The organism is Kitasatospora sp. CMC57, from assembly GCF_045866025.2.
In the GTDB taxonomy this organism is placed as follows: domain Bacteria; phylum Actinomycetota; class Actinomycetes; order Streptomycetales; family Streptomycetaceae; genus Kitasatospora.
On sequence record NZ_AP035881.2, the window covers coordinates 3198413 to 3224501 of the forward strand.

At 71.7% G+C, this 26089-nt stretch carries 26 protein-coding genes; 7 read left to right on the forward strand and 19 right to left on the reverse strand.

The window, feature by feature from the left end; genetic code table 11:
• Positions 1-87: 87 nt before the first annotated feature.
• Positions 88-981, reverse strand: coding sequence for a DMT family transporter (locus tag ACKUU6_RS14055; protein ID WP_407988860.1), 894 nt, complete (start codon positions 979-981; stop codon positions 88-90).
• Between the two features lie 233 nt (positions 982-1214).
• On the opposite strand from ACKUU6_RS14055, the gene ACKUU6_RS14060 reads away from it, so the two are divergent.
• A complete protein-coding gene (locus tag ACKUU6_RS14060; RefSeq protein ID WP_407988861.1) occupies positions 1215-1904 on the forward strand; it encodes a peptidylprolyl isomerase in 690 nt (229 codons plus the stop codon).
• Between the two features lie 66 nt (positions 1905-1970).
• Positions 1971-2291, forward strand: coding sequence for a MazG-like family protein (locus tag ACKUU6_RS14065; protein WP_407988862.1), 321 nt, complete (start codon positions 1971-1973; stop codon positions 2289-2291).
• Between the two features lie 49 nt (positions 2292-2340).
• On the opposite strand, the gene ACKUU6_RS14070 is transcribed toward ACKUU6_RS14065, so the two are convergent.
• The 8 genes from ACKUU6_RS14070 to ACKUU6_RS14105 form a co-directional block, all read right to left on the reverse strand.
• Positions 2341-2508, reverse strand: coding sequence for a hypothetical protein (locus tag ACKUU6_RS14070; RefSeq protein WP_407988863.1), 168 nt, complete (start codon positions 2506-2508; stop codon positions 2341-2343).
• Positions 2508-3224 (reverse strand): NAD(P)H-binding protein, encoded by a 717-nt coding sequence (locus ACKUU6_RS14075; RefSeq protein WP_407988864.1) that lies wholly within the window; start codon positions 3222-3224, stop codon positions 2508-2510. Before ACKUU6_RS14075 ends, ACKUU6_RS14070 begins: the two co-directional genes overlap by 1 nt.
• Positions 3225-3386: 162 nt before the next feature.
• Positions 3387-4670 carry a geranylgeranyl reductase family protein gene (locus ACKUU6_RS14080; protein ID WP_407992125.1) on the reverse strand — a complete coding sequence of 428 codons (1284 nt, stop codon included), beginning with the start codon at positions 4668-4670 and terminating at the stop codon, positions 3387-3389.
• Between the two features lie 83 nt (positions 4671-4753).
• The gene (locus ACKUU6_RS14085; RefSeq protein ID WP_407988865.1) at positions 4754-5446 is read right to left on the reverse strand and encodes a demethylmenaquinone methyltransferase; all 693 of its coding nucleotides are present in this window, start codon (positions 5444-5446) and stop codon (positions 4754-4756) included.
• Between the two features lie 99 nt (positions 5447-5545).
• Positions 5546-6118, reverse strand: coding sequence for a hypothetical protein (locus ACKUU6_RS14090; RefSeq protein WP_407988866.1), 573 nt, complete (start codon positions 6116-6118; stop codon positions 5546-5548).
• 183 nt (positions 6119-6301) lie between these two features.
• Complete coding sequence (locus ACKUU6_RS14095; RefSeq protein ID WP_407988867.1) at positions 6302-6901, reverse strand: hypothetical protein; 600 nt, start codon at positions 6899-6901, stop codon at positions 6302-6304.
• A gap of 9 nt (positions 6902-6910) precedes the next feature.
• Positions 6911-8119 (reverse strand): cyclic dehypoxanthinyl futalosine synthase, encoded by a 1209-nt coding sequence (gene mqnC / locus ACKUU6_RS14100; RefSeq protein WP_407988868.1) that lies wholly within the window; start codon positions 8117-8119, stop codon positions 6911-6913.
• Positions 8120-8203: 84 nt separating this feature from the next.
• Positions 8204-9076, reverse strand: a complete 873-nt coding sequence (locus ACKUU6_RS14105) for a menaquinone biosynthetic enzyme MqnA/MqnD family protein (protein ID WP_407988870.1) — start codon at positions 9074-9076, stop codon at positions 8204-8206.
• Positions 9077-9426: 350 nt separating this feature from the next.
• Between ACKUU6_RS14105 and ACKUU6_RS14110 the strand changes: the two genes are divergently transcribed.
• Together ACKUU6_RS14110 and ACKUU6_RS14115 are read left to right on the forward strand one after the other, a co-directional pair.
• On the forward strand, positions 9427-9630 hold the full coding sequence (locus ACKUU6_RS14110; RefSeq protein WP_057227626.1) for a cold-shock protein: 204 nt from the start codon (positions 9427-9429) through the stop codon (positions 9628-9630).
• Positions 9631-9796: 166 nt separating this feature from the next.
• Positions 9797-10786, forward strand: a complete 990-nt coding sequence (locus ACKUU6_RS14115) for a bile acid:sodium symporter family protein (RefSeq protein WP_407988871.1) — start codon at positions 9797-9799, stop codon at positions 10784-10786.
• On the opposite strand, the gene ACKUU6_RS14120 is transcribed toward ACKUU6_RS14115, so the two are convergent.
• Both ACKUU6_RS14120 and ACKUU6_RS14125 read right to left on the reverse strand, forming a co-directional pair.
• Positions 10783-11343 (reverse strand): Uma2 family endonuclease, encoded by a 561-nt coding sequence (locus ACKUU6_RS14120; RefSeq protein WP_407988872.1) that lies wholly within the window; start codon positions 11341-11343, stop codon positions 10783-10785. The genes ACKUU6_RS14115 and ACKUU6_RS14120 overlap by 4 nt on opposite strands.
• A gap of 119 nt (positions 11344-11462) precedes the next feature.
• Positions 11463-12761, reverse strand: a complete 1299-nt coding sequence (locus ACKUU6_RS14125) for a dicarboxylate/amino acid:cation symporter (RefSeq protein WP_407988873.1) — start codon at positions 12759-12761, stop codon at positions 11463-11465.
• 354 nt (positions 12762-13115) lie between these two features.
• On the opposite strand from ACKUU6_RS14125, the gene ACKUU6_RS14130 reads away from it, so the two are divergent.
• Entirely contained in the window at positions 13116-14327 is a 1212-nt protein-coding gene (locus tag ACKUU6_RS14130; RefSeq protein ID WP_407988874.1) for an MFS transporter, read from the forward strand.
• A 58-nt stretch (positions 14328-14385) separates the two neighbouring features.
• On the opposite strand, the gene ACKUU6_RS14135 is transcribed toward ACKUU6_RS14130, so the two are convergent.
• From ACKUU6_RS14135 to ACKUU6_RS14165, 7 genes are all read right to left on the reverse strand, one after another.
• Positions 14386-17580: an SdrD B-like domain-containing protein gene (locus ACKUU6_RS14135; RefSeq protein ID WP_407988875.1), complete on the reverse strand. Its 3195-nt coding sequence runs from the start codon at positions 17578-17580 to the stop codon at positions 14386-14388.
• Between the two features lie 113 nt (positions 17581-17693).
• Positions 17694-18722, reverse strand: coding sequence for a LacI family DNA-binding transcriptional regulator (locus tag ACKUU6_RS14140; RefSeq protein WP_407988876.1), 1029 nt, complete (start codon positions 18720-18722; stop codon positions 17694-17696).
• A gap of 14 nt (positions 18723-18736) precedes the next feature.
• Positions 18737-19063 carry a DUF4229 domain-containing protein gene (locus ACKUU6_RS14145; protein ID WP_407988877.1) on the reverse strand — a complete coding sequence of 109 codons (327 nt, stop codon included), beginning with the start codon at positions 19061-19063 and terminating at the stop codon, positions 18737-18739.
• A gap of 111 nt (positions 19064-19174) precedes the next feature.
• The gene (locus ACKUU6_RS14150) at positions 19175-19699 is read right to left on the reverse strand and encodes a GNAT family N-acetyltransferase (protein WP_407988878.1); all 525 of its coding nucleotides are present in this window, start codon (positions 19697-19699) and stop codon (positions 19175-19177) included.
• A gap of 11 nt (positions 19700-19710) precedes the next feature.
• The gene (locus tag ACKUU6_RS14155; protein WP_407988879.1) at positions 19711-20994 is read right to left on the reverse strand and encodes an MFS transporter; all 1284 of its coding nucleotides are present in this window, start codon (positions 20992-20994) and stop codon (positions 19711-19713) included.
• Between the two features lie 56 nt (positions 20995-21050).
• Positions 21051-22313 carry an MFS transporter gene (locus ACKUU6_RS14160; protein WP_407988880.1) on the reverse strand — a complete coding sequence of 421 codons (1263 nt, stop codon included), beginning with the start codon at positions 22311-22313 and terminating at the stop codon, positions 21051-21053.
• Between the two features lie 351 nt (positions 22314-22664).
• Entirely contained in the window at positions 22665-23135 is a 471-nt protein-coding gene (locus ACKUU6_RS14165) for an ATP-binding protein (RefSeq protein ID WP_407988881.1), read from the reverse strand.
• Between the two features lie 426 nt (positions 23136-23561).
• On the opposite strand from ACKUU6_RS14165, the gene ACKUU6_RS14170 reads away from it, so the two are divergent.
• Both ACKUU6_RS14170 and ACKUU6_RS14175 read left to right on the forward strand, forming a co-directional pair.
• On the forward strand, positions 23562-24080 hold the full coding sequence (locus tag ACKUU6_RS14170) for an RNA polymerase sigma factor (protein WP_407988882.1): 519 nt from the start codon (positions 23562-23564) through the stop codon (positions 24078-24080).
• Positions 24077-25198, forward strand: a complete 1122-nt coding sequence (locus ACKUU6_RS14175; RefSeq protein ID WP_407988883.1) for a zf-HC2 domain-containing protein — start codon at positions 24077-24079, stop codon at positions 25196-25198. The genes ACKUU6_RS14170 and ACKUU6_RS14175 overlap by 4 nt, the downstream gene beginning before the upstream one ends.
• A 12-nt stretch (positions 25199-25210) precedes the next feature.
• On the opposite strand, the gene purU is transcribed toward ACKUU6_RS14175, so the two are convergent.
• Positions 25211-26077, reverse strand: coding sequence for a formyltetrahydrofolate deformylase (gene purU / locus ACKUU6_RS14180; protein WP_407988884.1), 867 nt, complete (start codon positions 26075-26077; stop codon positions 25211-25213).
• Positions 26078-26089: the final 12 nt, after the last annotated feature.

Consider the following 26089-nt stretch of genomic DNA (forward strand, 5'->3'; position numbering starts at 1 on the left):
CTTCCGCCAAAGGTTGGCCAGGTGGGTCTTCACCATGCCCCGTGGACTACTACCGCCGCTCCAGGGCCGGTTCGCGCTGACCCGTCGTCATCCAAGGGCCGACTCCGGAGCCGGGGCGGCCGTGCGGCGGCCCCACTCGGTGCCGGCCAGCACCAGGAGGGCGCCGAGCAGGGCGAGCGGGCCGAGGTGATCACCGGCCAGGGTGATGCCGAAGACGGCGGCCCAGAGCGGTTCGGTGCCGAGCAGCAGGGAGACCCGGGACGGGGAGGTGGCCCGGACGGCCCACATCTGCACCAGGAAGGCGAACAGCGTGCAGAGCAGCGAGAGGTGCAGCAGCAGCGCCCAGTCGGCCGGACCGTACGAGGCCGCGAGGGCGAGCGGGGACGAGCCGGTGAACGACGCCACGACAGCGAAGACGGCAGTGGCGGTGGCGAGTTGGACCCAGGTCAGGGCGCCGGAGTCGGTCCCCTCGATCGCCTTGAGGCGGGCCATGGTCAGTACGTGCAACGTCCGGACCACCGCCGCGCCGAGCATCAGCAGATCACCGCCGGTCGGGGCCTTGAGCCCGAGCAGGGCGACCCCGAGCACCGAGAGGCCTGCAGCGGCCAGCACCGCCCGGGGCAACGCGGTGCGGCGCAGCGTACTCTCGGCGAGCGGCGTGAAGACCATGGTCAGGCTGATGATCAGTCCGGCGTTGGTCACCTTGGTGAGCACCGCACCGTACGTCTCCAGCAGGAAGATCCCGCCGAGCACACCTCCGAGTGCCACGCCGCCGAGCCATTCCCTGGGCCTGAGCCGGGCCAGCGCCCGCCAGGTGAAGAGCGCCAACAGCGGCAGCACCAGCCCGAACCGGAGCACCAGCATGGCCACCACACTGTCCGGCGTGGCCACGTTCTTGACCGCCAGAAAGCTAGAACCCCACACCACGGCGACCCCGAGCACCGGCAGGTCACGGATGGTCTGAGCTCGGGCAGCGCGCATCTGGGAATCTCCTCCGGACGGGGTACCTGACCCGCACGTCTTCGGACGGAGATGGTGGCGCGCCATCGTCGCCCACCGGCGCCCTCCTGATCAACACCTTTCCGGCCTACGGACGGTGGTCTCCGCCTGCCGCGGCCGGAGATCCGCGAGCTGCGAGCTGCGAGCTGCGACCTGCGACCTGCGACCTGACATCGTGTATGGCGACCGGACGGCTGGGCATGGATGATTGGTCCATGTCAATCTATCCTTCGGAGGCACCCCAAGTGCTGCGCAAACACTGGGCGTTACTGACCGCCGCCACCACTGTGCCGCTCCTGCTGACCACCTCGGTGGGTGTCGCCGACGCCGCCCCCGTGGCGACGGTGACCTGCACCTACACGCCCGCGGTGCCGGCCGACAACTTCAAGGGCATCCCGGTCTTCGACGCCAAGAAGGCCGCGCAGCCGTACAGCGCCACGCTGAAGACGACCCAGGGGGCCATCACCTTCAAGGCGCTGACCAGCCAAGCTCCGTGCACCACCTTCTCGTTCCGCTTCCTGGCCGAGCACGACTACTTCGACAGGAGCCACTGCCACCGGCTCACCACCGAGCGGATCTTCGTGCTCCAGTGCGGCGACCCGACCGGCACCGGCAGCGGCGGCCCCGGCTACTCCTTCCCGGACGAGAACCTGACCGGCGCCACCTACCCGGCCGGGACCGTGGCGATGGCCAACGCCGGGCCGAACACCAACGGCAGCCAGTTCTTCTTCGTCTGGAAGGACACCAAGCTCTCCCCCGCCTACACCCCGTTCGGCCAGGTCACCGCCGGTCTGGACGTGCTACAGAAGATCGCCGCAGCCGGCTCGGACTCCCAGAACAACCCCGGCGACGGCTACCCGAACCTCGTCCCCACCTTCAAGGACGTCAAGATCAGCAAGCGCTGACCGCCACACCTCCGCTCCCGTACGGTGGTGCCGGCCGACCACCCACCACCGCACGGGAGCACCGCCATGGACGCCACCACCTGGGACACCCTCGACCGCCTGGTCGACTGGCTCGACACGGCGAGTCAACTCCCGGCAGGCGAGGAGAAGTTGCTCCGCATCCTCAAGGTCACCGAAGAAGCGGGCGAGGTCGCCCAGGCCGTCATCGGCGCCACCGGCCAGAACCCCCGCAAGGGCACCACCCACACCTGGACCGACGTCCAACACGAACTCTGTGACGTGGTCTTCGCCGCCCTGGTCGCCCTCCGTACCCTCACCCCGGACGCCCGGACCGTGTTCACCGAACGCATGGCTCACGTCGACCAGCGCTCCCAGCAGCGGCCCTGATCTATCTAGCACGCCACGCCCAGGGTGTGGCCGATGGTGTCCGGGCGGGTCAGGGTGGTGAGCATGCAGTGGGCCACGTCCGCGCGGGAGGCGCTGTTGCCGCCGGGGGGTTGCGGTCGAGGGCGGTGGCGGCGCGGAGGACGTCCTCCATCCGGGCCAGGTCGGCGTAGTGCTCGCGGAGGAAGAACCGGGTCAGCGGGGCGCCGACGTGACGCATCAGGAAGGTGTCGCCCGGGTCGTGCTTCGGCGGGTTGGGGCGGGCCGGTGAGGCGACGGCGCCGATCGGGGCGGCACTGAGGGCGACCATCCGGCGGACGCCGTGTCGCGCATCGCGGCGACGATCGCCTCGGTGCCGCGCCAGGCCACTCCGGGCTCGGAACTGGAGGTGGCGCCCAGGGCGGAGAGCACCGCGTCGGCCTCCTCGACCGCGGCGGCGAGCGCCTCCGGGTCGGGGTGCGAGAGGTCGGCGGTGACGGTCCGGACGGACGGATCCGCCAGCTTGGCGGGGTTGCGGACCACGGCGGTGACCTGGTGGCCCGCCGCCAGGGCCTGGGTGAGCAGGTGGCGGCCGGTGGCACCGGTCGGGGCCAGGATGGTGAGCTTCATCGCGGGCTCCTTCCGAGGGGGTGTCAGCTGAGGTGGGCGAGCCAAGGGCTCCGGCAGCCACGGCCCGACGTACGTCTCCCGCCGCCGCCGGACCGCGTCCTGCCGGGCCAGCGCCTTGTTCACCGCGATCCGCACCAGGTACGCCCGCGGGCTCTCGATCGCCTCCCCGTCCACCGCCCCGGCCCGGGCGGCCCAGGCCGACCAGGTCTCCTGCAGGACGTCCTCGGCGACCAGGCCGAGCATCCCGTAGACCACCGAGAACAGCAGCTCGCGGTGGGCGACGAACACCTCGGTGGTGACGTCCTCGGCCGGTGTGGGTTCGGGCATCGGGTCTCTCCTTCGCGTCACATCCTTTGAGCGGAACGACGGTCGGAGTGTGACACCGGAGGCCGGGCGTGTGACGCGGCTCACCCCGGGTACGCGGCGGAGCCGCCCCGGGAAACGCGTCGGGCCCGCCCCGGTACACCGGAACGGGCCCGTACGGACAGGTCAGGCGTTCGGCGCCACCTTGGACAGACCGTTGATGATGCGGTCCATCGCGTCGCCGCCCTGCGGGTCGGTGAGGTTGGCGAGCATCTTGAGGACGAACTTCATCAGCACCGGGTGGGTCAGGCCGCGCTGGGTGGCGAGCTGCATCACCTTGGGGTTGCCGATCAGCTTCACGAAGCCGCGGCCGAGCGTGTAGTAGCCGCCGTAGACGTCCTTGAGGACGCGCGGGTACGCCGCCAGGGCGCGCTCGCGGCCCGCGTCGGTGATCCGGGCGTGGGCCTGGACGATGACGCCCGCCGCCAGCTGTCCGGATTCCATCGCGTAGGCGATGCCCTCGCCGTTGAACGGGTTGACCATGCCGGCCGCGTCGCCGACCAGCAGCAGGCCCCGGGTGTAGTGCGGCTGCCGGTTGAACGCCATCGGCAGCGCGGCGCCCCGGATCGGGTCGGTCATGTTCTCGGGCGTGTAGCCCCACTCGGCGGGCATCGAGGCGCACCAGGCCTTGAGCACCTCGCGCCAGTCCAACTCACCGAACGCGGGCGAGGAGTTGAGGATGCCGAGACCGACATTGGAGGTGCCGTCGCCCATTCCGAAGATCCAGCCGTAGCCGGGCAGCAACTTGCGGTCGCCGCCCCGGGTGTCCCAGAGCTCCAGCCAGGACTCGAGGTAGTCGTCGTCGTGGCGCGGGGAGTTGAAGTACGTCCGGTACGCGACGCCCATCGGGCGGTCCTCGCGGCGGTGCAGGCCCATCGCGAGCGAGAGCCGGGTGGAGTTGCCGTCGGCGGCGACCACCAAGGGGGCGCGGAAGGTGACCGGACGCTTCTCCTCGCCCAACTTGGCGGTGACCCCGACGATCCGGCCGGTCCGGTCGTCCAGCACCGGGCCGGTGACGTTGGCGCGCTCGTACAGCCGGGCGCCGGCCTTCTGCGCCTGACGGGCCAGTAGTTCGTCGAAGTCCGCGCGCTTGCGGACCAGTCCGTAGTCCGGGAACGCGGACAGCTCGGGCCAGTCCAGCTCCAGCCGGACGCCGCCGCCGATGATCCGCAGACCCTTGTTGTGCAGCCAGCCGTTCGAGGTGGACACGTCGATGCCCATGTCCACCAACTGCTTGGTGGCACGCGGGGTCAGGCCGTCGCCGCAGACCTTCTCGCGCGGGAACTCGGTCTTCTCCAGCAGGATGACGTCCAGACCTGCCTGGGCCAGGTAGTACGCGGTGGTGGAACCGGCCGGTCCGGCACCGACCACGATGACGTCGGCGGTGCTCTCCACGGTCTCGCTGCTCAGGTCAACTGCGGGCTCGGACACGGCTGGGCACACTCCTACTACGTCAGTCGGCTGGCTTGGACGAGTCTAACCAGGGCGCGGCCCTAGGCCTTGAAGCCCCGGTGCAGCGCGACGATGCCGCCGGTGAGGTTGCGCCAGGCGACCTTGGACCAGGCGGCCTGCTGGAGCCGGGCGGCCAGCGCGGGCTGGTCGGGCCAGGAGCGGATGGACTCGGCGAGGTAGACGTAGGCGTCCGGGTTGCTGCTGACGGCGGTGGCGACCGGGGGCAGCGCGCGCATCAGGTACTCGGTGTAGACCGTGCGGAACGGCGTCCAGGTCGGGGTGGAGAACTCACAGATGACCACCCGGCCGCCGGGCTTGGTGACCCGGTACAGCTCGCGCAGCGCGGCGTCGGTGTCCTGCACGTTGCGCAGCGCGAAGGAGATGGTCACGGCGTCGAAACTGTCGTCCGCGAACGGCAGCTTGGTCGCGTCGCCCGCCGTCAGGGCCAGTTCGGGGTGGCGGAGCTTGCCCTCGCTCAGCATGCCGAGCGAGAAGTCGCACGGGACGACGTCGGCGCCCGCCTCCACGAACGGCAGCGAGGACGTGCCGGTACCGGCGCCCAGGTCGAGCACGGTCTGGCCCGGCTGGGCGGCCACCGCCTCGGCCACCGCACGGCGCCAGGCGCGCGCCTGTCCGAGGGAGAGCACGTCGTTCGTACGGTCGTACTTGGCGGCGACGTCGTCGAACATCGCGGCGACTTCGTGCGGCTGCTTGTCCAGGGAGGCTCGGGTCACGGGCTCATTCTCCACCACGGGGACTTCCGGCAGACGCTCGGGGGAAACGAGCCTCCGGAGCCGCGGGCAGGCGCCGAGCGCCCACCACCCGGACCGGACCTAGCGGCGGGCCCGGCGGCCGGGCTTGCGACGGCGGGAGCGCTTGCCGTGGGTGATGGCGGGCATGTCGTTGCCGAGGGCCTCGGTGGCGAAGACGACGGTGGTGCGGGCCCGGGCGACAGGAGTGCGGGCGCGGTGGTGGCGCCAGATCCGGGCGGCGCAGAGGGCGAACAGGATCAGGGCGATGGGGACGCTGGTACGGGCCAGGCCGACGCCCGCGGGCTGCGGGTAGCGGTTGCCGCAGACCCGGACCGCGCCGGGGTCGGCGGCGGCGTACTCCAGGCAGATCGGGTCACCGGTCCTGGCGTTCTCGGGCAGCCAGAGGTCGGTGGCGGTGAGCGGGCGGCCTTCGGCCCGGTAGCTGATGGAGCTGTAGGTCGCGCTGCCCGCCGGAAGTTGGGTGATGGTGCCCTGGACCCGGACGGGGTCGGCGCCGATCCGGTCGGCCTGGTCTGCCTGGCGCCAGCCGAGCAGGCACATGCCGAGCGCGAGCACCGCGCTGAGCACGGCCGCGAGGTACCAGCCTCGACCGAGGCGCGCGTTGCGCGGGCGGGGAGCGGTCGCGGATCGCATGGTTCCTGTCGGCTTGCCGGACCGGGCTGGGGAGGACCCGGGTGGGAGAGCACCCGTCCGCAGTACGGAGGGCTGACCGGGATCGTAACCGCTGGCGACCCCTCAGGTCACGGCGACCATCAATCAGTTCGTACGGAGCGGGCCGGACCGGGCCGGTCCTGACGGGTCACCAGACGGCGCCGGTCAGCGACGGCGGTACAGCAGCCGACCGCCCAGCACGGTGGCCAGGCAGCGGCCCGCGCCGGTCCGTTCCAGCTCGGCCACCGACGTGGCGGCGAACACCGCGAAGTCGGCCGGCCCGCCGACGGTCAGCGGTCGGTGCACGACCGAGGCCAGCGTGGCGCCCGCGAGCGGGTCGAGGCCGCCGGCGGCGCCGGTGCCGGGCACGGCGGTCAGGCCGGAGCGGGTCACCGCCGTACGTACGGCGGGCAGGGTGAAGGGGCCCGCCACCGCGGTCACCCCGTGGCCGAGCAGGCGTTGCAGGCCGAGCCGGGCGCTGCCGCCGCGGCGTTCCTCGGGGACGGCGGTCGACAGCGGCTCGGTGCCGAGCTCCTCCCGGGGGTCCGGGTGGTAGGCGCTCTCCAGCAGCCACTGCCCGTACGGGTTGAGCAGACCCGGCGTCAGCAGCCCGTCCCACTCCCGGACCCGGGCCCCACGGTCCGCCAGCGCGGCGTACGGGCCGATCGCCGCCACCACCGCGCCGTCCACCAGCACCGCCCCGTCGGGGATCGACGGGGCGGTGGGGTCGGCGACCAGGGCGATGGCCCGGTGCAGCGTGAGCATCGGCGGGTCTCAGGTGGTGGAGAGGATCTTCAGCTCGGGGTGCGCGGTGCCGCCCTCGAGCGCGGTCGAGGCGATGTGCGAGGCCACCCGGGGGTCGACCGGGTCGTTGGCCGGGTCGTCCAGCACCCGCAGGTGCTGGTAGGTGGTGGAGCGCTGGGCCGGGGTGCGGTCGGCTGCCCGGATCAGGTGGATCAGCTCGGTCAGGTTGGAGCGGTGCTTGGCACCGGCCATCGAGACCACGTTCTCCTCCAGCATCACCGAGCCGAGGTCGTCCGCCCCGTAGTGCAGCGAGAGCTGGCCCGCCTCCTTGCCTGTGGTGAGCCAGGAACCCTGGATGTGCGCGATGTTGTCGAGGAACAGCCGGGCGATCGCGATCATCCGCAGGTACTCGAAGACCGTGGCCTGGGTCGAGCCCTTCAGGTGGTTGTTCTGCGGCTGGTAGGTGTACGGGATGAAGGCCCGGAAGCCGCCCGTACGGTCCTGCACCTCGCGGATCATCCGCAGGTGCTCGATCCGCTCCGCGTTGGTCTCGCCGGTGCCCATCAGCATGGTGGAGGTCGACTCGACGCCCAGGCCGTGCGCCGTCTCCATGATCTCCAGCCAGCGCTCGCCGGACTCCTTGAGCGGCGCGATCGCCTTGCGCGGCCGCTCCGGCAGCAGCTCGGCACCGGCGCCCGCGAAGGAGTCCAGGCCCGCCCGGTGGATGCGGGTGATGGCCTCCTCGACGGAGACCTTGGAGAGCCTGGCCATGTGCTCGACCTCGGAGGCACCGAGCGAGTGGATCACCAGCTCGGGGAACGAGCCCTTGATCGCGGCGAACGCGGTCTCGTAGTACTCGACGCCGTAGTCCGGGTGGTGACCGCCCTGGAACATCACCTGGGTGCCGCCCAGTTCGACCGTCTCGGCACAACGCCGGAGGATCTCGTCCAGGTCGCGCGACCAGCCCTTGTCGCTCTTCGGCGCCACGTAGAAGGCGCAGAACTTGCAGGCCGTCACACAGACGTTGGTGTAGTTGATGTTCCGTTCGATGATGTACGTCGCGATGTGCTCGGTGCCCGCGTAGCGGCGGCGGCGTACGGCGTCCGCGGCGGAGCCGAGCGCGTGCAGCGGCGCGGAGCGGTAGAGCTCCAGCGCCTCCTCCGGGGTGATCCGGCCGCCGGCGGCCGCACGGTCGAGGACGGCCTGCAGGTCACTGGCGGACAGGTTCTGCTCGGACACCTTGCTGGCCTTCTCTCTCTTCCGACGTCGGACGCGAACCAGCGTACGCCAGGGCCCGTACGCCTCCGTGGGGGTGTCGGATGCTCAGGCCGGCTGGAGGAGGGTGACGGTCACGTCAGGCGCGAAACCACTGTCGTGGCCGGTCCGGCGGGCGAACTCGGCGATCCCGGCGAGCTGCCGGTCGCCGAGCGAGAAGTCCAGCGCCTCGCTGAAGTACCGCTCCAGCACCGGCGCGTCGAAGGACTCCCAGCGGGCGGCCTGGGTGGCCACCTGGCCGGCCTCGGCCAGCGAGAGGTCGCGGGACTCCAGGAAGGCCCGGTGGACGGCGGCCACCGTCTCGGGGCTGCGCTCGGCGTAGTCCCGGCGGGCCGCCCAGACCGCGAAGACGAACGGGAGGCCGGTCCACTCCTTCCACATCGCGCCGAGGTCGTGCACCGCGAGGCCCTGCTCCGGGGCCTGCTCCAGCGAGGCGCGCAGGGCCGGGTCGCCGATCAGTACGGCGGCGTCGGCCTCGGCGAGCATCGCGTCCAGGTCCGGCGGGGCGGTGAAGTACTCGGGCTGGACGCCCTCCCGCTCCTCCAGCAGCAGCCGGGCCAGCCGGACCGAGGTGCGGGAGGTGGAACCGAGGGCGACCCGACGGCCGTCCAGCTCGGCCAGCGGCAGTCTGCTGACGATCACACAGGACATCACCGGGCCGTCGCTGCCGACCGCGATGTCCGGGAGCACCACCAGTTTGTCCGCGTTGCGCAGGTACTCCACGCAGGTGATCGGGCCGATGTCGAGGGCCCCGGCCACCAGTTGGTCGCTGAGCTTCTCCGGGGTGTCCTTGGTCAGGTCGAGGTCGAGCAGGTTGCCGGTCCTGGCCAACCCCCAGTAGAGCGGCAGACAGTTGAGGAACTGGATGTGTCCCACCCTCGGCCTTACCGCCGCCGAGCCACTCGCGTCCTGACCGGTCACCGTGCGTCCTTCCTACCTGCCCGTTTCGTGCGCTCTCCGCAGCGTATGCCCGTTCACACCGCCGGGGTGGTCAGGGGCCCCTGACGATCCGTGTCACGCGCGCGCGGGACACGAGCGGAGTGGCCTTGGTCACCCCTGGTCGGGGCTGCCGCTGCGTGCTACCGTTCCATCCAGTTGCAGTTTGATTCCCCTTGCAGTACTTGAAGCCTGCGGAGCATGTAACCGCGGGCTTTTCGTAGTTTTTCAGCGTTATCGAAAAACTCCGGACCCTTCCGGAGGCGGGGCGATCAGCGCAGCGGACCGGTTCCACACGGTGTGGTTACCGAAACGTCCCTCGCAAGGAGAACGGCATGGCTCAGGGAACCGTCAAGTGGTTCAACGCTGAGAAGGGCTTCGGCTTCATCGCCCAGGAGGGCGGCGGCCCCGACGTCTTCGTCCACTACTCCGCCATCAACGCGAACGGTTTCCGCTCGCTGGAGGAGAACCAGGCGGTCTCGTTCGACGTCACCCAGGGTCCGAAGGGCCCGCAGGCGGAGAACGTCACCGCTATCTGATTCATCTCCTCGATGATCTGATCGCTCTGGACCCCTTTCGGGTCCGGCGGCGGCCCGCACGGCCGCCGGTAGAGCACGACGAGTAACACCAAGGGGGCCCGCCACGTCTTCGGACGCGGCGGGCCCCCTGCCTCGTCCCCGGCTCCCGCCAGGCATGATCGGGCCCATGCACCTGCTACGGGCCCTCGACCGCCGCCTGCACCGGATCGGGATCGACGGCTACCTGCTCCTGCTGCTCGGCACCGTCGGCCTGGCCACCCTGCTCCCGGCCCGGGGCACCGCCGCCACCGTGGCGAGCGACTCGGTGAGCGTCGCGGTCGGCCTGCTCTTCTTCCTGTACGGCGCCCGGCTCTCCCCGCAGGAGGCGCTGGCCGGTGCCCGGCACTGGCGGCTGCACCTGCTCATCCTGGCGAGCACCTTCGTGCTGTTCCCGCTGCTCGGCGAGGCCACCCGGCTGCTCCCCGCCGCCGTGCTGGCCCCGCAGTTGGCGACCGGGGTGCTCTTCCTCACCCTGCTCTCCTCCACCGTGCAGTCCTCGATCGCCTTCACCTCGATGGCCCGGGGCAACGTCGCCGCCGCGATCTGCGCGGCCACCTTCTCCAGCCTGGTCGGCATCGTGCTCACCCCGCTGCTGGCCGCCTGGCTGCTGGCCGGCAGCGCCGGCGTGCACATCAGCGGAGCGCAGATCCTCGACATCGTGCTCCAGCTGCTCGTCCCGTTCGCCCTCGGCCAGCTGCTCCGCCGCCGGGTCGCACCCTGGCTCGGGCGGCACCGCCGGCTCACCCTCGTGGTCGACCGCGGCTCGATCCTGCTGATCGTCTACACCGCCTTCAGCGAAGGGGTGCGGGACGGCATCTGGAGCCGGGTGACGGTCCCTCAGCTGCTCTGGCTGGCCGCGATCTGCCTGGCCATGCTGGCCTTCGTCCTACTCTTCACCGGCACCGCCGCCCGCCGTCTCGGCCTCCCCCGGGCCGACCGGATCACCGCACAGTTCTGCGGCTCCAAGAAGAGCCTCGCCAACGGCCTGCCGCTGGCGACCATCCTCTTCCCCGCCTCGGCGGTCGGGATGGCCGTCCTCCCCCTGATGCTCTTCCACCAGCTCCAGCTGATGGTCTGCACGGTCCTCGCCCAGCGCTGGGCCCGCCGGACCGACTAGAACCGGTCGGTGGCCAGCTCGACACCGAACGGCTGCGGCAGGCGGACGGGCGTCCCGAACGGATGCGGCCCGTCGACCAGGGTGTAGCCGAGCGGACCGGGGGTGCAGAACAGGGTGCAGGCCCGCTCCTGACGGTCCACCAGCAGGTAGAGCGGCGCACCGTACTCGGCGTAGCGGCGGCGCTTGACGACCCGGTCGGTCTCGCCGTTGGACTCGGAGGTCACCTCGACCACGAGGAGGGTCTGATCCGGCACCAGGACACCCCCGGCGTCGACCAGCCGGCTCGGCACCACCGCCAGGTCAGGGATGTACCAGTTCGCCGAGCCCGGGAGATCGAGGTTCCCCGAGCCCGGTTCGCAGTCCAGCTCGATCAGTCGCGGGTCGAGCTGGCGCCGAATGCTGGTGATCGCGCGCTCGTGCCCCCAGGTAGGTACCACCTGCTCGATGACCCCTTCGATGATCTCGGCGCGATCGCCCTTCATGTGGTGAATGGCGTACTTCAGCGCGAGCTCCGGATCCGCCTGCTGGTACGGGTACTCCTGTGGGGCGGCGCTCATCAGCTCCTCCTTCATCCTCGTCCACGCTACCGCCGCGGCCGGACCCGGTGGGTGAGGTGCACTCCAACGGGTGATGGCCCGCTCCCCGGGTGGGGAACGGGCCATCAGGTGAGGGCGGGTCAGGCGGCCAGCACCTTGTCCTCGGCGAGGAGGTCGCCGGTGGGGTTGTTGTAGGCGGTGAGGTCGAGGGTCTTCTCGCGGGCCGCGACCAGGATCGGGACGACCGACTGACCGGCCACGTTGGTGGCGGTGCGGACCATGTCGAGGATCGGGTCGATGGCGAGCAGGAGGCCGACGCCCTCCAGCGGCAGGCCGAGGGTGGAGAGGGTCAGGGTGAGCATCACGATGGCGCCGGTGAGGCCGGCCGTGGCGGCGGAGCCGATCACCGAGACGAAGGCGATCAGCAAGTAGTCGCCGATGCCGAGGTGGATGCCGTAGACCTGGGCGACGAAGATCGCGGCCAGCGAGGGGTAGATCGCGGCGCAGCCGTCCATCTTGGTGGTGGCGCCGAACGGGACGGCGAACGAGGCGTACTCGCTCGGGACGCCGAGGCGTTCGGTGACCCGGCGGGTGACCGGGAGGGTGCCGACCGAGGAGCGGGAGACGAAGGCGAGCTGGATCGCGGGCCAGGCGCCCTTGAAGAAGTTCACCGGGTTGAGGCCGCCGACGAAGCGCAGCAGCAGCGAGTAGACGCCGAACAGCACGATCGCGCAGCCGACGTACACGTCGATGGTCAGGGTCGCGAAGGGCTTGAGCAGGTCCCAGCCGTAGACCGCGACGGACTTGCCGATCAGGCCGAGGGTGCCGAGCGGGGCGAGCCGGATGACCCACCACAGGGCGGTCTGGGTGAGGTCGAGGACCGACTCGCTGAGCTTGCGGACCGGTTCGGCCTTCGCGCCCAGCTTGAGGATCGCGGCGCCGACCACGATGCCGAGGAAGACGATCTGCAGGACGTTGACCTTGAGGAAGGCGTCCGCGATGTTGGTCGGAATGATGCCGGTCAGGAAGTCGATCCAGGTGCCGGGCTTCTCCGGGGCCTTGAGGCCCTGGGTGGAGAGGTTGGCGCCCTCGCCCGGGTCGGTCAGCAGGCCGAGGCCCAGGCCGACGCCGACCGCGATCAGCGAGGTGATCAGGAACCAGAGCAGGGTGCGGCCGGCCAGCCGGGCGGCGTTGGTGACGTTCCGCAGGTTGGCGACCGAGATCACGATCGCGGTGAAGACCAGCGGCGGGACGGCCAGCTTGAGCAGCTGGACGAAGGTCTTGCCGATGGTGTCCAGGGTGGTGGCGAGCCAGGAGATGTCCTGGACCCGGGCCAGGTAGCCGAAGGCGAGGCCGAGGACCAGGCCGCCGACGATCTGGGCCCAGAAGGGAGTGTTGCGGACCTTCGTGAGGAAGGTGGGCGCGGGCGCTGTGGACATGGTGGTGCGGCTCCGAGGCAGGTGGAGGGGGAGGGTGGAGCGAGGGACGGCGGCACGACGGGGCCGACCACGGCGGGAACGCGCCGGGGGCCTCAGGGGCGACGTGCCGCCTGGATACAGCTGACGGGGCGACAGCCGCTGTCCACGGCGCCGGGCAGGCACGCGCAGCGCATGGGCGCGGGGCCCATGTCGTGCTGCCGAAGCGTGCCTGTGGTGGTCATGGGCGACAGATTAGCAACAAACCTTTGAGATGTTCAAAGTACTTGTTTGGGATGGGATGGATTGACCCGGTCTGGTTATACGTATAACTTGGACCCACCGCCGCCCTCCCCTGCCCTCAGGAGACCGAACCCCATGGGCTATGTCGCCCTGCTCCGCGCCCCGCACGTCACCCGTCTCCTGCTCGGCACCCTGCTCGGCCGCCTCCCCGCCGGGATGACCGCCCTGGTGATCGCCCTCGCCCTGCGCGAGGCCGGCACCCCGTACAGCAGGATCGGGCTGGCCACCGCCGCGTACGCGATCGCGGCCGCGATCGGCGGCCCGGTGCTCGGCCGGATCGTCGACCGGACCGGCCAGCCGCGCGTGCTGCTCGCCTCGGCCGTGGTCGCCGGGGTCGGGTACGCGCTGCTGGCCCTCGCCCCCGGCTCGGTCTGGGCCGCACCCCTCGGCGCGGCGGTCGCCGGGCTCGCGATGCCGCCGCTGGAGCCCTGCCTGCGCGCACTCTGGCCCGCCGTGGTGGCCGAGGAGCAGCTCGACACCGCGTACGCCTTCGACTCCGCCGCCCAGCAACTCCTCTACGTGGCCGGGCCGTTGGCGGTCGCCGGAATCGCCGCCGCGTTCTCGCCGGTCACCGCGCTCTGGACGGCCGCCGGGCTCGGCCTGGCGGGCGCCCTGGTGGTCGCCACCGCCGCCCCCGCCCGTGCCTGGCGGGCCCCCGCCCGGCACGCCTCCTCCGGGCTGCTCGGCCCGCTGCGGTCACCCGGCCTGGTCCTGCTGCTGGTCGGCCTGGCCGGTGCCGGCTGGACCGTCGGTGCCCAGAACGTGCTCTTCATCGCCTACGCCGAGACCCACCGCGACGGCCTCCCCGGCGGCGCCGGACTGCTGCTCGCGCTGGCCGCACTCGGCGGACTGCTCGGCGCCCTCGGCTACGGCGCGGTGAAGTGGCGCAGCACCACCGCCACCCGCACCTGGGTGATCGCGCTGTCGATGGCCGCCTCGTACCTGCCGCTGCTGCTGCTCCCCGGCCCGGTGCCGATGGCCGTCCTGGCGCTGCTCTCCGGGATCGGCCTGGCCCCCCTGCTGGCCGCCGCCTTCGTCCTGATCGCCGAACTGGCCCCCACCGGAACGGTCACCGAGGCCTTCGCCTGGCTGATCACGCTCTTCGCGACCGGCAACGCAGCGGGCTACGCCGTCTCGGGAGCACTCGTCTCGCACTCCCTGACGGCGGTCGCCCTCTGCGCGGTCGGCGGCATCGGCCTGGGTGGCACCCTCCTCTTCGGCACCCGGTCGGCCATCAGGAGCTCGGGGAACCGCGACACCGGCCTCGGAAGCGTCGCACCTGCCTAGCTGGCCAGGCACGTCCACTCCGACCCCGTACGCCGACGGTTCCCCGAGCCCTCGTCACTCACCAGTCGTGACGGCCTCGCCGACGGGTCGTCAGGCCGATGACGCCACCGGCTGCGGCCAGGGCCAGGGCCAGCACCGCGAAGAGCGCCGCCGGGAAGTCCGAGCCGGTGTTCGGCAGGCCGCCGGTCGGTGAAGCGGTCGGCTGCGGAGTCGGCACCACGCTCGGCGTCGGCGGAGCGGGCGTCGGGGCCGGGCTCGGCGGCGGCGTCGGGTTCGGCGTCGGGCTCGGGTCCGGCGTCGGTTCCGGCGGGAGGACCAGGCCGAGATCCAGGTCGAGCTGGGCTTCGCCGCCGGCCAGGGTGACGTTCTCGGTGATGCCGGTGACGGGATCGGCGTCGGAGTCCTCCGCACTGGCCGCCGTGCGGCGGACCGCGTCCCTGGCGGTGACGGTGGCCCCGGTCGGGACGGTGGTCAGGTCGAACTGGACCGCGTAGGTGCCGTCCGGCAGCCGCAGGAAGACGTAGTAGCCCCGGCCGTTGCTGGTCGAGGTGACCGGCTTGCCGCTCAGGTCGCGGACCTTCCGGCCCGACCCGTCCAGCAGGTACACGGTGACCCCGCCGATGCCGGGCTCGCCCGGGTCCTGGAGACCGTTCCGGTCGAGGTCGTTCCAGACGAAGTCACCGATCGAGTTCTTCGGCTCGGCCTTCTGGTGCACGCCGACGCCGACCTTGGCGGGCTCGGCGGGCAGCAGCTGCTGCCCGCCGCTGTCGGTGGCGGTGTAGGCGAAGCTGTTCCAGGCGAAGGCGGATTCGGGAGCGTCGTACGAGGCGACCATCGGCCAGGTCAGGGTGAACAGTCCGCCCGAGGGCATCGAGCCGGGCCGGGAGATCCGGAACCAGGTGGCCTGCCCAGGGCCGGGGAACGTGGTGCTCCACTGTGCGGCGAGCTCGCACCCGGCCGGTCCGCCGAGCTCGACCGGCCGGCACGGGTCCGGTGCGGTGGAGTACTCGACCACCACAGTCGGGTCGCTGCTGGTGATGGGCTCGGTCAGCGAGGGCGTCCAGGCGCTGCCGCGCGGGGTGCCGGGCCGCAGCACGTACCCGTCACCGGGGGTCGGCAGCCGGTCGTACGCGACGAAGTCGGTCACCGGGTCCGGCGAGTCGTTGCGGACGGTCATCCGGTACGAGATCCGGCCGCCGGGCGAGGTGGTGGCGGAGCTGCCGTAGTCGGCGTCCTCGTCGCCCTTGACCTCCTTGAAGGCCCGCAGCACGGCGGGCACCTGGATCTCCACCCGGGAGGATGCGTGGCAGAGCTTCTCGGTGGTGTTGCCGTTCTCGTTGAGGTCGTCGGCGTCCGGCACCGAACTGTCCGTGCCGTAGAACAGGCAGGTCACCGGGGGTGACGCGCCGTCAGCCGTGACGTAGACGTCGTTGGTGAGCATGCCCGGCCGGGCGCTGCCTGCCGCCTGGGCCTCGAACAGCACCCGGTAGGCCAGGTTGTCGTGCAGGTACGTCATGTCGGGGCTGCCCGCGGGCCAGGTCATCCGGATCAGCTGCCGGCCGTTCCTGCCGGGCAGCACGACCACCTCCTGCGGTCCCTTGGCGTCCGTCCAGGCCGGGTCGGGCCGGACCGAGCCGTCCACGTACACCATGCCGGGCGGCAGCAGGTCGTAGAGCACCAGCGGCTTGTCGAGGGTGTAGCCGGTCCGGTTGTACGGGACGACCTGGAAGGTGGCGTTGGCGCCGGGGGCGAGCACCGCTCCGGCCACCGTGGTCTTGGCGGCGCCGAGGTTGGTCGCGGCGGTGACGGTGGCGTCCGCGCAGGCGGTCGCGGTGTCGGTGGTGCGGCCGTCGGTACCGACCACGTCCACGCAGTTGTGCAGCGGCTTCGGCGCGGGGCGGCCGTCCTGACCGGTCGCGACCACCTGGGCCAGCACCTGGACGGCGTTGCCCGGGCTCCAGCCGGTCGGGATCGGACCGGCCCAGCCGAACCGCAGCCCGTGCAGCCACCGGCCGGCCGGGATGCCGAGCACGTCGTTGGCGGGATCGCCCGCGCCGACGGCGAAGGTGATCCGGCGGGCGGCCGCGCCGTTGAAGGTGGTGCCCGGGGTGAAGGTGTGCCAGGCGGGGTCACCGTTCAGGCGGTACTCGAGGGTCATCCCGATGCTGTTCGGGTTCCAGGCTTCAAGTTGGATGCTCTGCGGCAGCAGCCAGTTGTAGAGGTCGTCGGTGGTGCCGGTGCCCGGGTCGGTCATCACCAGGCTGGTGACCGGGATCGAGACGTTGCCCGGGTGCAGGCTGAACGATCCGATGTCACCGGAGACGTAGCTGCTGCCCCAGGTCTTGGAGGAGGCCACCTGTACCCCGGTGCTTGGGTCCTGGAAGGTCGGGCTGGTGGTGCTCGCGGTGTCCAGGTCCCGGGCGCCGTCGGGGCCGAGCGGGTCGCCGTTCAGCGTGACCGAGTTGGTGACGTTGCTGCCGGTCGGGAAGGTCGGGGCCGGGTAGTTGACCACCAGGACGCCGTAGTTGCGGCAGCCTGCCTGGCTGTTGCCGGACACGAACGGTCCACCGTCGAACTGCCAGGTGTTGGTGCCGCTCCCGTCGTCGGCCCACCCGGGCGAGCGCGAGGTGTCCACCACCGCGCCGGCCGGCAGCCGGTCGACCAGCTTGCTGAGGTCCAGGTCGACGTTGGGCACGCCGTCGGTCGAGCAGGAGTTGAACTGGTACGTCACCGTGCGGCCGTCCTGGCTGCTGGTCTGCACGCCCTTGGTGACCTTGTACTGCGGCTGCACCACCGCCGTGGTGGTGGCGGTACCGGTCTGCGGGCTCTCGCCGTCCGCGGTGAAGGTCGCCGAGTTGACGGCCCGGGTGCCGTTGGCGGTGCTGAAGTTGGGGTACTTGAGGGTGACCTTGACGGTCGCCGTGGTGCCGGGGGTGAGCGGGTTGAGCGCGATGTTCATCGTGCCGCCTGTCGCCCCGGCGGCGGGCACCGTGGAGTGGGCGACGTCCACGGTGGTGGCGTCCGGTGTCCAGCCGACGAACTCCATGCCGGCCGGCAGGGTGTCGGCGATCTTCCCGTTCGTACAGTCGTTCTCGGAGCAGGTGTAGCTCAGGGTGTAGGTGACGTTCTGCCCGGGGGCCGGGTTCGCCCTGTCCACCGTCTTGGTGAAGGTGATCGCCGCCAGCGCGTTCGGGGTGCCGGCCACGGTGCCGGCGAGCAGGCTGACGGACAGCAGCCCACAGGCTGTCAGCAACCGGGGGACCCTGGATTTCTTCCACATTTCGCCATTTGACGCGTACCGTCCCAGACAGTCGGTGCGCCACGACGGAGTTGTCAGCCGGTAGGACCAACAGCTCGTCAGATGGCCTACCGGGCGGGGCGGGTGGAGCTCCGCAGCACCAGTCCGGTGGCGAGCGGGGCGACCGGGGGCACCGGTTCGCCGCGCAGCAGGGCGGCCAGGGCGGCGACGCCCGTGCGGCCGAGCTCCTCGCCCGGCAGGTCGACGGTGGTGAGCGGCGGTGCCAGCAGGTCGGCCACCGGGATGTTGTCGATGCCGACCACCGAGACGTCGTCCGGGATCCGCAGGCCGAGTTCGGCGGCGGCCTGGTACAGCCCGGAGGCGACCACGTCGTCGTCGCAGACCACCGCGTGCGGGCGGTCCTGCCGGCTGAGCAGCTGGTGGGCGGCGGTCCTGGCGGCGCGCTGACCCTCGTTCAGGCTGACGCCCACTTCGAGCACTTCGAGTCCCTCGGTGGCCGCCTCGAAGGCGGCCTGCCGGACTCGGAAGGTGTAGGCGGAGTGGGTGGAGCGCAGATGGCCGATCCGCCGGTGGCCGAGCCCGGTCAGGTGTTCCACGGCGGCCCGCATGCCGCCCGCTACGTCCAGCTCGACGGTCGGACGGGCACCGCCGGTGCCGGGGTCGCCAAACGCCGGGTCGGCGTCCAGGAAGACCGCGGGGGTGTCGGCGGGCAGCACGCCGAGCTGGCTGTCGTCCGGCGAGCAGAGCAGCAACCCGTCGAACCGGCTGGTGGTCGCCGCCTCGGCGAGCGTCGCACTCCCCCAGCCGGAACTGACCACCACGGCCAGCCCGTGCCGGCCCGCCTCCTCGTGCACCCCCACCAGCACCCGGCCGAAGAAGGGCCCGAGGATGTTCGGCACCGCGAGGAGGATCATCCCGCTCCGGCCCAGCCGCAGCTGCCGACCGGCCGCCTGCGGCCGGTAGCCCAGCGTCCTGGCCGCCTCGCGGACCCGCTCCCTGGTCGCCCCGGAGACCCGCTGCCCCGCCTCCGCCCCCGAGAACACCAGCGAGACGGTCGCCTGCGAGACCCCGGCCAGCCGCGCCACGTCCCGCCCGGTCGGGCGCCGGGACGGAGTCGGTGCGGAGGGCTCGGTCATCACCGGCGGACGGCTCAGCCCTGGCCCTGCGCGGCGGCCGCCGCGCGGGCGGCGTCGTCGGCGGCGTCCTCCTCGGCGGCGACCTGGGCCGAACGGGACCGGCGGTTCGCCACCTTCTCGGCCAGCTGCGCGGACATCTCGTCGCGCTGCCTGCTGAGCAGTACGTAGCTGAGCGGCGCGGAGACCAGCCCCGCGAGCAGCACCAGGAAGACCACACCGGTGCTGCCGGTGACCGGGATGACCCCAAAGTGTCCGAGCAGCATGGCGATCAGCAGGCACGACAGGAAGATGCTCAGGCGCATCGAGGTGTAGCGGAGCGTGGCGTGCTTCTTGCTGCTCACGGGGACGTCCTTCACTGCGGGGGTACGGCTGACGCGGCTATCCAGTGAAGCACGACCTCACGACTGCGCCCTGTGCAGGGCAGGGGACGCTGCTGAGGCACGGCCGTGCCGCTACCGGAGGTCGAGCCACATGGTGACGTCGTCGCGGTCGTCGCCCGGTGCCACCCGGATGGCTCCGGGGACCCGGCCGACCTCGGTGTAGCCGCAGCGGCCGTAGAACTTCTCCAGGCCGAGGCCGCCCCGGAGGGTGAGCTTGAGGCCCACCCAGCCGGCCTCGCGGCCGACCCGGGCGGCCTCCGCCATCAGCTGCACGCCGTAGCCGCTGCCCTGGAAGTCCGGGTGCACCATGACCCGCTTGAGCAGCCGCCAGTGGTCCATCAGGCCGAACCGCATGTCCTCGAAGAAGAGTGCCGCCGCCAACCGGCCGCCCGGCTCGAAACCCACCAGCAGCATGTCCGGCTGGCCGGGGCCGAGGCCCGCGAACTGCTTCTCCGCCGTCACCCAGACCTGGTCCTCCGTCACCGGCGGGACGAACCCGACGGCGCCGCCCGCGTTGGTCGCGTCGGTCCAGAGGGTGATGATCGAGGCCCGCAGCTCAGGGGTCAGCTCGGGGGCCAGGACGAAGGTCAGCGTCATGGTCACCAAGCCTAAGCGGCGGCTGTGACGGGCCGGGCGGCGGTGGTCCGGCCGAGGCCGAGGCAGAGCAGGACGGCCACCGCACAGAGCGCCCCGGCGCCGTACCAGGCCAGGTCGTAGTCGCCGAACCGGTCGCGGCTCAGGCCGGCCAAGCCGGCCACCGCGGCGGCGCCGAGCTGGTGGCAGGCCAGCACCCAGCCGAACACCACGGGTGCGTCGGCACCGAAGTGGCGGCGGCAGAGGGCGATGGTCGGCGGCACTGTGGCCACCCAGTCCAGACCGTAGAAGATCACGAACGCCAGGATGGGCGGCTCCAGCGAACCGGCGAACAGCTGCGGCAGGAAGAGCAGCGAGAGGCCGCGCAGCGCGTAGTAGGTGATCAGCAGCGAGCGGGAGTCGAAGCGGTCGGTGAACCAGCCGCTGGCGATGGTGCCGACCACGTCGAAGACGCCGACCAGGGCGAGCAGGCTCGCGGCCGTGGTGACCGGCATGCCGTGGTCGTGGGCGGCCGGGATGAAGTGGGTGCCGACCAGGCCCGCCGTGGTGGCACCGCAGATCGCGAACGAGCCCGCCAGCAGCCAGAAGGCGCGGCTGCGGCTCACCTCACGGAGGATCCGCAGGCTGCGCAGGATCGCACTGCCGTCGGTCTTCGGCGCGGGCGGTTCCTCGGTGGCTCCGTACGGGAGCAGGCCGAGATCGGCCGGACGTTCGCGCATCAGCAGCAGCACCGGGAGGGCGACCACGGTGGCGGAGACCGAGACCACCACCACGGCGGTCCGCCAGCCCTGCTCCTCGACCAGCCAGGCGAGCAGCGGCATGAACACCAGATTGCCCGCCGCCCCGGCGGCGGTGAGCACCCCGGTGACCAGTCCTTGGCGGGCCGCGAACCAGCGGCCCGAGACCGTGGTGGCGAACGCCCCCGCCATCGAGCCCGAACCGAGGCCGACCAGGACGCCCCAGCAGAGCACCAGTTGCCAGCTCTGGGTCATCAGCATGGTCAGACCGGCGCCGGTGGATATCGTCAGCAGGGCGCTCACCACGATCAGCCGGACGCCGAAGCGGTCCATCAGGGCGGCGGCGAAGGGTGCGGTCAGGCCGTAGAGGGTGAGGTTGACCGAGACGGCGGCGGAGATGGTGCCGTGCGACCAGCCGAACTCGGTGTGCAGGGCGTCCATCATCAGCCCGGGCGTCGACCGGAAGCCGGCCGAACCGAGCAGCACCAGCAGGGTGACGCCGGCCACCACCCAGGCGTAGTGCGGGCGACGGGACGTGACCACGGCGAGGGTTTCGTTCACGTGCTGATCCTTCCGCAGTCGCCCGGGTGACGGGCTGCCAGGGCCTCCCATGCGCCTCAGGCCCGGTCGGGGACGCGTCGGAGGGTCCTGACGGGCCGGGTGAGGAGGAGGGCGGCGACCACCAGGAAGGAGACCACGATGCCGACTTGGAGCACCCGGGTGGCGCCGAAGGCCTCGACCGCAGGCCCGGAGAGCGCGCTGCCGATCGGGAACATGCAGACCGATCCGGCCACCTCGTAGGCGTGGATCCGGTTGAGCACCTCGCCCGGGACCTGGGTCTGCACGCTGGTGGCCCACATGACGCTCCAGAAGGTGAGGCCGATGCCGACCACCACCTGGGCGGCGGCGAGCAGCCAGACGGGCTGTCCCAGCACGATGCCGATCGGGTAGAGCGGGAAGGCGAGCATGGCCACCGCTCCGGCGGCGAGCGGGCGTTGGGGCTTGAAGCGGACCGCGAGCAGGCCGCCGACCACGGTGCCCGCGCCGAAGGCGCAGTTGAGCAGGAAGTAGGCGGAGTCGCCGTACCGGGGGATGACCACCCCGGAGGTGACCGGCAGCAACGGCCCCCAGCCGAGCACGGTGAAGAAGAGCCAGATCAGGATCACGCCCCACAGCCAGCTGCGGGACCGGAACTCCCGCCAGCCGACCACCAGGTTGCGCCAGAGGCTGTCGCCCGGCGGCGGAGCCGGGACGGCGCCGAGCCGGAGCGCGAACAGGCAGATCGCGCTGATCCCGAAGCTGAGGGCCGCGATCACCATCACCCAGCCGGTGGCGACGGCGGCCAGCGCCCCGGCCAGCGCCGGACCGAGCAGGGCGGCGAAGGCCTCGGAGGTGCGCAGTACGCCGTTGGCCCCCTGCACGTCGCGGGCCACCAGCGGGACGGTGGAGGCCGCCCCGGGCTGGAACATCGCGGCGGCGGTCCCGGCCAGGGCGAGCAGCAGGTAGAGCTGCCAGAGCTGGTCGACGCCCCGGAAGAAGAGCACCGCGAGCAGCACCCGGGTGGTCAGGTTGAGCAGGTCCGCGCCGATCATCATCCGGCGGGCGGTGAACCGGTCGGCGAGGACGCCGCCGAACAGCACCAGGCCGGCGAACGGGCCGAACAGGAAGGCCAGGGCGAAGCCCACGGTGCCGGCGCCGTGGTGGGCGCCGACCAGTCCGGCGGTGACGGCGACCGGAAGCATCGCGTCACCCAGCAACCCCGCGCTGCGGGCGGTGAAGTAGTACCGGAAGTTGCGGGACCAGATCGCCGGGGGCTCGGCCGGCCGGGTCGTGGTCGACCGGATCTCGACGGGCTGGTCCTGGAGTTGGGGAAGCGTCACCCCAGCAGTTTTGGTGTAGACCACTCGGATTTCCAGTGGTTTACGGTCACGATCGAACGGCGGCGCGGCATGCGCGCCCCGAGCACGGCACGACGGCCGCCGTCCGATCGGCGTGCCCGGGGCCCCTGCACCCGCGCACCGAGCGCTCCGTACTCGTCGAGGAAGGAATCCATCAGCGCGTCCGGCAGCCTGCGACCCCCATGCTGGCCGCGCCGGTGCTCCCTCGACGTCCCCTCACAACGGAGAACTGCACCCAAGAGTGATCAGTTGGATACGTCACGTCAATGGGTTGTCGGAAATTCGGAATGGTTGCGGCGCATTTACCGACACTCGGGAGCGTACGGCGGACGCTCAGGCGATCAGTGCGCCCCCTGCGCCGCTGGTCCGCTCCAGGGCCGGCACCATCATCGCGCCCGCGCCGATCTCGCACCAGACCCGCTTGCCGGAGCCGTCCGGGTACCAGCCCCAGCGCTCGCACAGCAGCTCCACCAGCTCCAGGCCCCGCCCGTTGGTTGCGTCACCCGCCGCGCACCGGGGGGCGGGCGCGATACAGCTGCCGTCCGCCACCTCGACCCGGACCATGGTCGGAGCCGACGCGCCGTCACCCACGGGCAGCGGTACCGAGAGTCGCAGCACGGCCGGCAAACCGGTGTGCACCACCGCGTTGGTGACCAGTTCGGAGACCACCAGGACCAGGGTCTCGGCGATCGCCGCGTCCGGGTCGAACCCGTGGCCCTGCAGCCGCGAGCGCACCCACCGGCGCGCCCGGCCGACCTCGGCCGGATCCGCCTGGACGGCCAACTGGACCTGAAGTACCTGCACCGCTCCACCACCCGCACTCGCAGTTCGAGGCCCGGTCGGACCGGCCATGACTCCGTCACGAATACGCCTCAGAATGATCCGGCAGGACGATCGCAGCAAGCGCTTCGGGCATATTCCAGCGTTCGGGGGACAGCGCAGTGCATACTGTCCCGCTCACTCCGGCGAGCGTCGCACCGGCGATCGTCCGGCCACCCGCTCCGACCTGGCCTTCCGACGGTTCGGCGCGAACGTAACGAAACGTACCGCGCCACGGCGCCGATCCGACCGCCGCCACGAGCGAACCACCCTTGCTACATCTGTCCAGCGCGGATCGAACGACGAACGTCCTTACCACTGGCGTCAACTGACGGTCCGCACCTTCTTCACACGATTCCCCGCGCCACCGATTCCGGGACGGTTACGGTGGGAGCGAGCAGGGGAGGGCCGATGGAGACCGCCGGACCGGTGCCGAGCTGGGACGAGCAGATCCACTGGCGGCTGTCCCGGGGCGAGGAGACCGCGCTCGCCGAGCTCTACGACCGGCTGGCACCGCTGGTGCACGGGCTGGCCGGACGAATACTCACCGACCAGGACGCCGCCGAACAGCTCACCCGCGAGGTCTTCGGCCAACTCTGGGAGCACCCCGAGTCCTTCGACCCCCGGCAGGGCTCGCTGCGCGCCTGGCTCGGCTCGCTGACCAGGCGGCGCGCCCTGGACCGGCTCCGGCTGGACCACGCCGACGACCGGCAGCTGCGCGAGCGCGCCGGTGCCGCCCGGGCCCAGTACGTGGTCGACTCGCTGCCTGATCCGCTGCGCGAGACCATCGCGCTGGCCTGGTTCGACGGCCGCAGCTACCAGGAGACCGCCCGGCAGTTGGGCATCACCGAGCAGGCCGCCAAGCAGCGGCTCCGGCTCGCCCTCCAACTGCTCGCCACCGAACTGGCCGACGAAAAGCGCGAGTCGTGACGCCTCCGTACGACCCGGCGGCCGAACTCCGGCACGAGGCGTACCGTTCCCTGCTCGGCGCCTGGGCGCTGGACGCCTGCCCGCGCCGCGAGGCGGCCGAGCTGGCCCAGCACCTGGCCGGCTGCCCGGACTGCGCCGAGGAGGCCACCCGGCTGCGGAACGCGGCGGGCCGGCTCTCCCCGGACGAGCCGCTCGACCCGTCGAGCTCGCTCCGCCGGCAGGTGCTGGACTGGTGCCTGGCCCGCCGCCCGGCACAACTCCCGGTCCCGGACTGGGCCGCACCGTACGCGACCGAGACCGCGAAGCTGGACGCGCTGCTCCGCGACCTCGGCCACGAGGAGTGGCAGGAGGTGGCCGAACTGCCCTGGTACGGCGGGGTGCAGCGGTGGCGCCCGGCCGAGGTGCTCGGCCACCTGACCGCCGTGGACGGCTACCTGGCCCCCGGCCTCGGACTCCCCGACCCGGTCCCCGGCACCGCCACGACGGCACCGGCCCGGGTGCCCGCGCAGCACGGGGTCCCGGTCGAGGGCAGCCCCGCCGCCGGCGTCCTGGAGCGCACCATCCGGCTGCTCGCCGCCCAGACCGGCCAGGACCCGGGCACCGTCCGGGCGCAGTGGCGACGACAGGGCCACGCCCTGGTGCGCAGCGCCGCGCTCCGCCCGCGCGGCGGGGCCGCCGTGGACTTCGGCTTCGCCCGACTGCCGCTCAGGGACGCCTTCGTGGACCGCGCCTTCGAGTGCTGGGTGCACGGCGACGACATCGCCCGCGCGGTGGACTACCCCTACCCGCCACCGCTGCCCCGGCACCTGCGGCTGATGGTCGACCTGGCGGTCCGGATGCTCCCGGTGGCCCTGGCCGCCGCCCGCTCCCCGGCGGCCGGCCCCGGACGGGTGCTCAGGCTCGTCATCGAGGGCCCGGCGTCCGGCGAGTGGCTGATCCCGCTTGACGGCGCCGGCACCGCGGGGCCGCCGGTGGCCGAACTGGTGCTGGACGGAATCGAGTTCTGCAACCTGGTGGCCGCCCACCGCGACCCCGACCGCATCCCGGCGGGCGAGCACGGCGACCGCGGCGCCATCCGGGAGGTGCTCCGGGCCGCGCCCCTGCTGTCGCGACCCTGACCGCCGCAGTCGTCAGGCGAAGACGACCGTCCGGGTGCCGTTCAGCAGAACGCGGTGCTCGCTGTGCCACTTGACCGCGCGGGCCAGCGCCTGGCACTCGACGTCCCGGCCCACCGCCACCAGCTGGTCGGGCGTCACGTCATGGGTGACCCGGGCGACTTCCTGTTCGATGATCGGGCCCTCGTCGAGGTCGGCGGTGACGTAGTGGGCGGTGGCACCGATCAGCTTCACGCCCCGGGTGTGCGCCTGGTGGTACGGCTTCGCGCCCTTGAAGCTCGGCAGGAAGGAGTGGTGGATGTTGATGATGCGTCCGGTCAGCGCCTTGCACAGGTCGTCCGAGAGCACCTGCATGTAGCGGGCCAGCACCACCAGGTCGACGTGCTCGGCCGCGACCAGGTCGAGCAGCTGCTGTTCCGCCTCGGCCTTGTTCTCCCGGTCCACCGGGAGGTGGTGGAACGGGATGCCGTAGGACTCGGTCAGTTCCCGGAAGTCGGTGTGGTTGGAGACCACTGCGGCGATCTCGACCGGCAGGGCGCCGATCCGGGTGCGGAACAGCAGGTCGTTCAGGCAGTGCCCGAACTTGCTGACCATCAGGATCACCCGCATCCGCTCCGCGCTCGGCGTGATCCGCCAGTCCATCCGGAAGGAGGCGCCGATGGCGGCGAAGCTGGCCCGGAGCTTCTCGGTGCTGACCGGCTGGTCGGCCGAGAAGTGCACTCGCATGAAGAACAGCCCGCTGTCCGAGTCCCCGAACTGCTGGCTGTCGATGATGTTGCAGCCGGTCATGAAGAGGTAGCTGGAGACCGCGTGCACGATCCCCTGCTTGTCCGGGCAGGACAGCGTGAGGACGTACTGGGCGCTGGCCGTCGGCTGGTCCACGGGTGTCGTTCC

Excerpts from the sequence above, each read along its gene's own strand:
- ACKUU6_RS14070 (WP_407988863.1), bottom strand. The coding sequence starts at position 2,508 with ATGCGTCACGTCGGCGCCCCGCTGACCCGGTTCTTCCTCCGCGAGCAC.
- ACKUU6_RS14130 (WP_407988874.1), top strand. The coding sequence starts at position 13,116 with ATGGGCTATGTCGCCCTGCTCCGCGCCCCGCACGTCACCCGTCTCCTG.
- ACKUU6_RS14150 (WP_407988878.1), bottom strand. The coding sequence starts at position 19,699 with ATGACGCTGACCTTCGTCCTGGCCCCCGAGCTGACCCCTGAGCTGCGG.
- ACKUU6_RS14125 (WP_407988873.1), bottom strand. The coding sequence starts at position 12,761 with ATGTCCACAGCGCCCGCGCCCACCTTCCTCACGAAGGTCCGCAACACT.
- ACKUU6_RS14075 (WP_407988864.1), bottom strand. The coding sequence starts at position 3,224 with ATGCCCGAACCCACACCGGCCGAGGACGTCACCACCGAGGTGTTCGTC.
- ACKUU6_RS14055 (WP_407988860.1), bottom strand. The coding sequence starts at position 981 with ATGCGCGCTGCCCGAGCTCAGACCATCCGTGACCTGCCGGTGCTCGGG.
- ACKUU6_RS14065 (WP_407988862.1), top strand. The coding sequence starts at position 1,971 with ATGGACGCCACCACCTGGGACACCCTCGACCGCCTGGTCGACTGGCTC.
- ACKUU6_RS14090 (WP_407988866.1), bottom strand. The coding sequence starts at position 6,118 with ATGCGATCCGCGACCGCTCCCCGCCCGCGCAACGCGCGCCTCGGTCGA.
- ACKUU6_RS14170 (WP_407988882.1), top strand. The coding sequence starts at position 23,562 with ATGGAGACCGCCGGACCGGTGCCGAGCTGGGACGAGCAGATCCACTGG.
- ACKUU6_RS14095 (WP_407988867.1), bottom strand. The coding sequence starts at position 6,901 with ATGCTCACGCTGCACCGGGCCATCGCCCTGGTCGCCGACCCCACCGCC.
- ACKUU6_RS14110 (WP_057227626.1), top strand. The coding sequence starts at position 9,427 with ATGGCTCAGGGAACCGTCAAGTGGTTCAACGCTGAGAAGGGCTTCGGC.
- ACKUU6_RS14120 (WP_407988872.1), bottom strand. The coding sequence starts at position 11,343 with ATGAGCGCCGCCCCACAGGAGTACCCGTACCAGCAGGCGGATCCGGAG.
- ACKUU6_RS14140 (WP_407988876.1), bottom strand. The coding sequence starts at position 18,722 with ATGACCGAGCCCTCCGCACCGACTCCGTCCCGGCGCCCGACCGGGCGG.
- ACKUU6_RS14060 (WP_407988861.1), top strand. The coding sequence starts at position 1,215 with ATGTCAATCTATCCTTCGGAGGCACCCCAAGTGCTGCGCAAACACTGG.
- ACKUU6_RS14115 (WP_407988871.1), top strand. The coding sequence starts at position 9,797 with ATGCACCTGCTACGGGCCCTCGACCGCCGCCTGCACCGGATCGGGATC.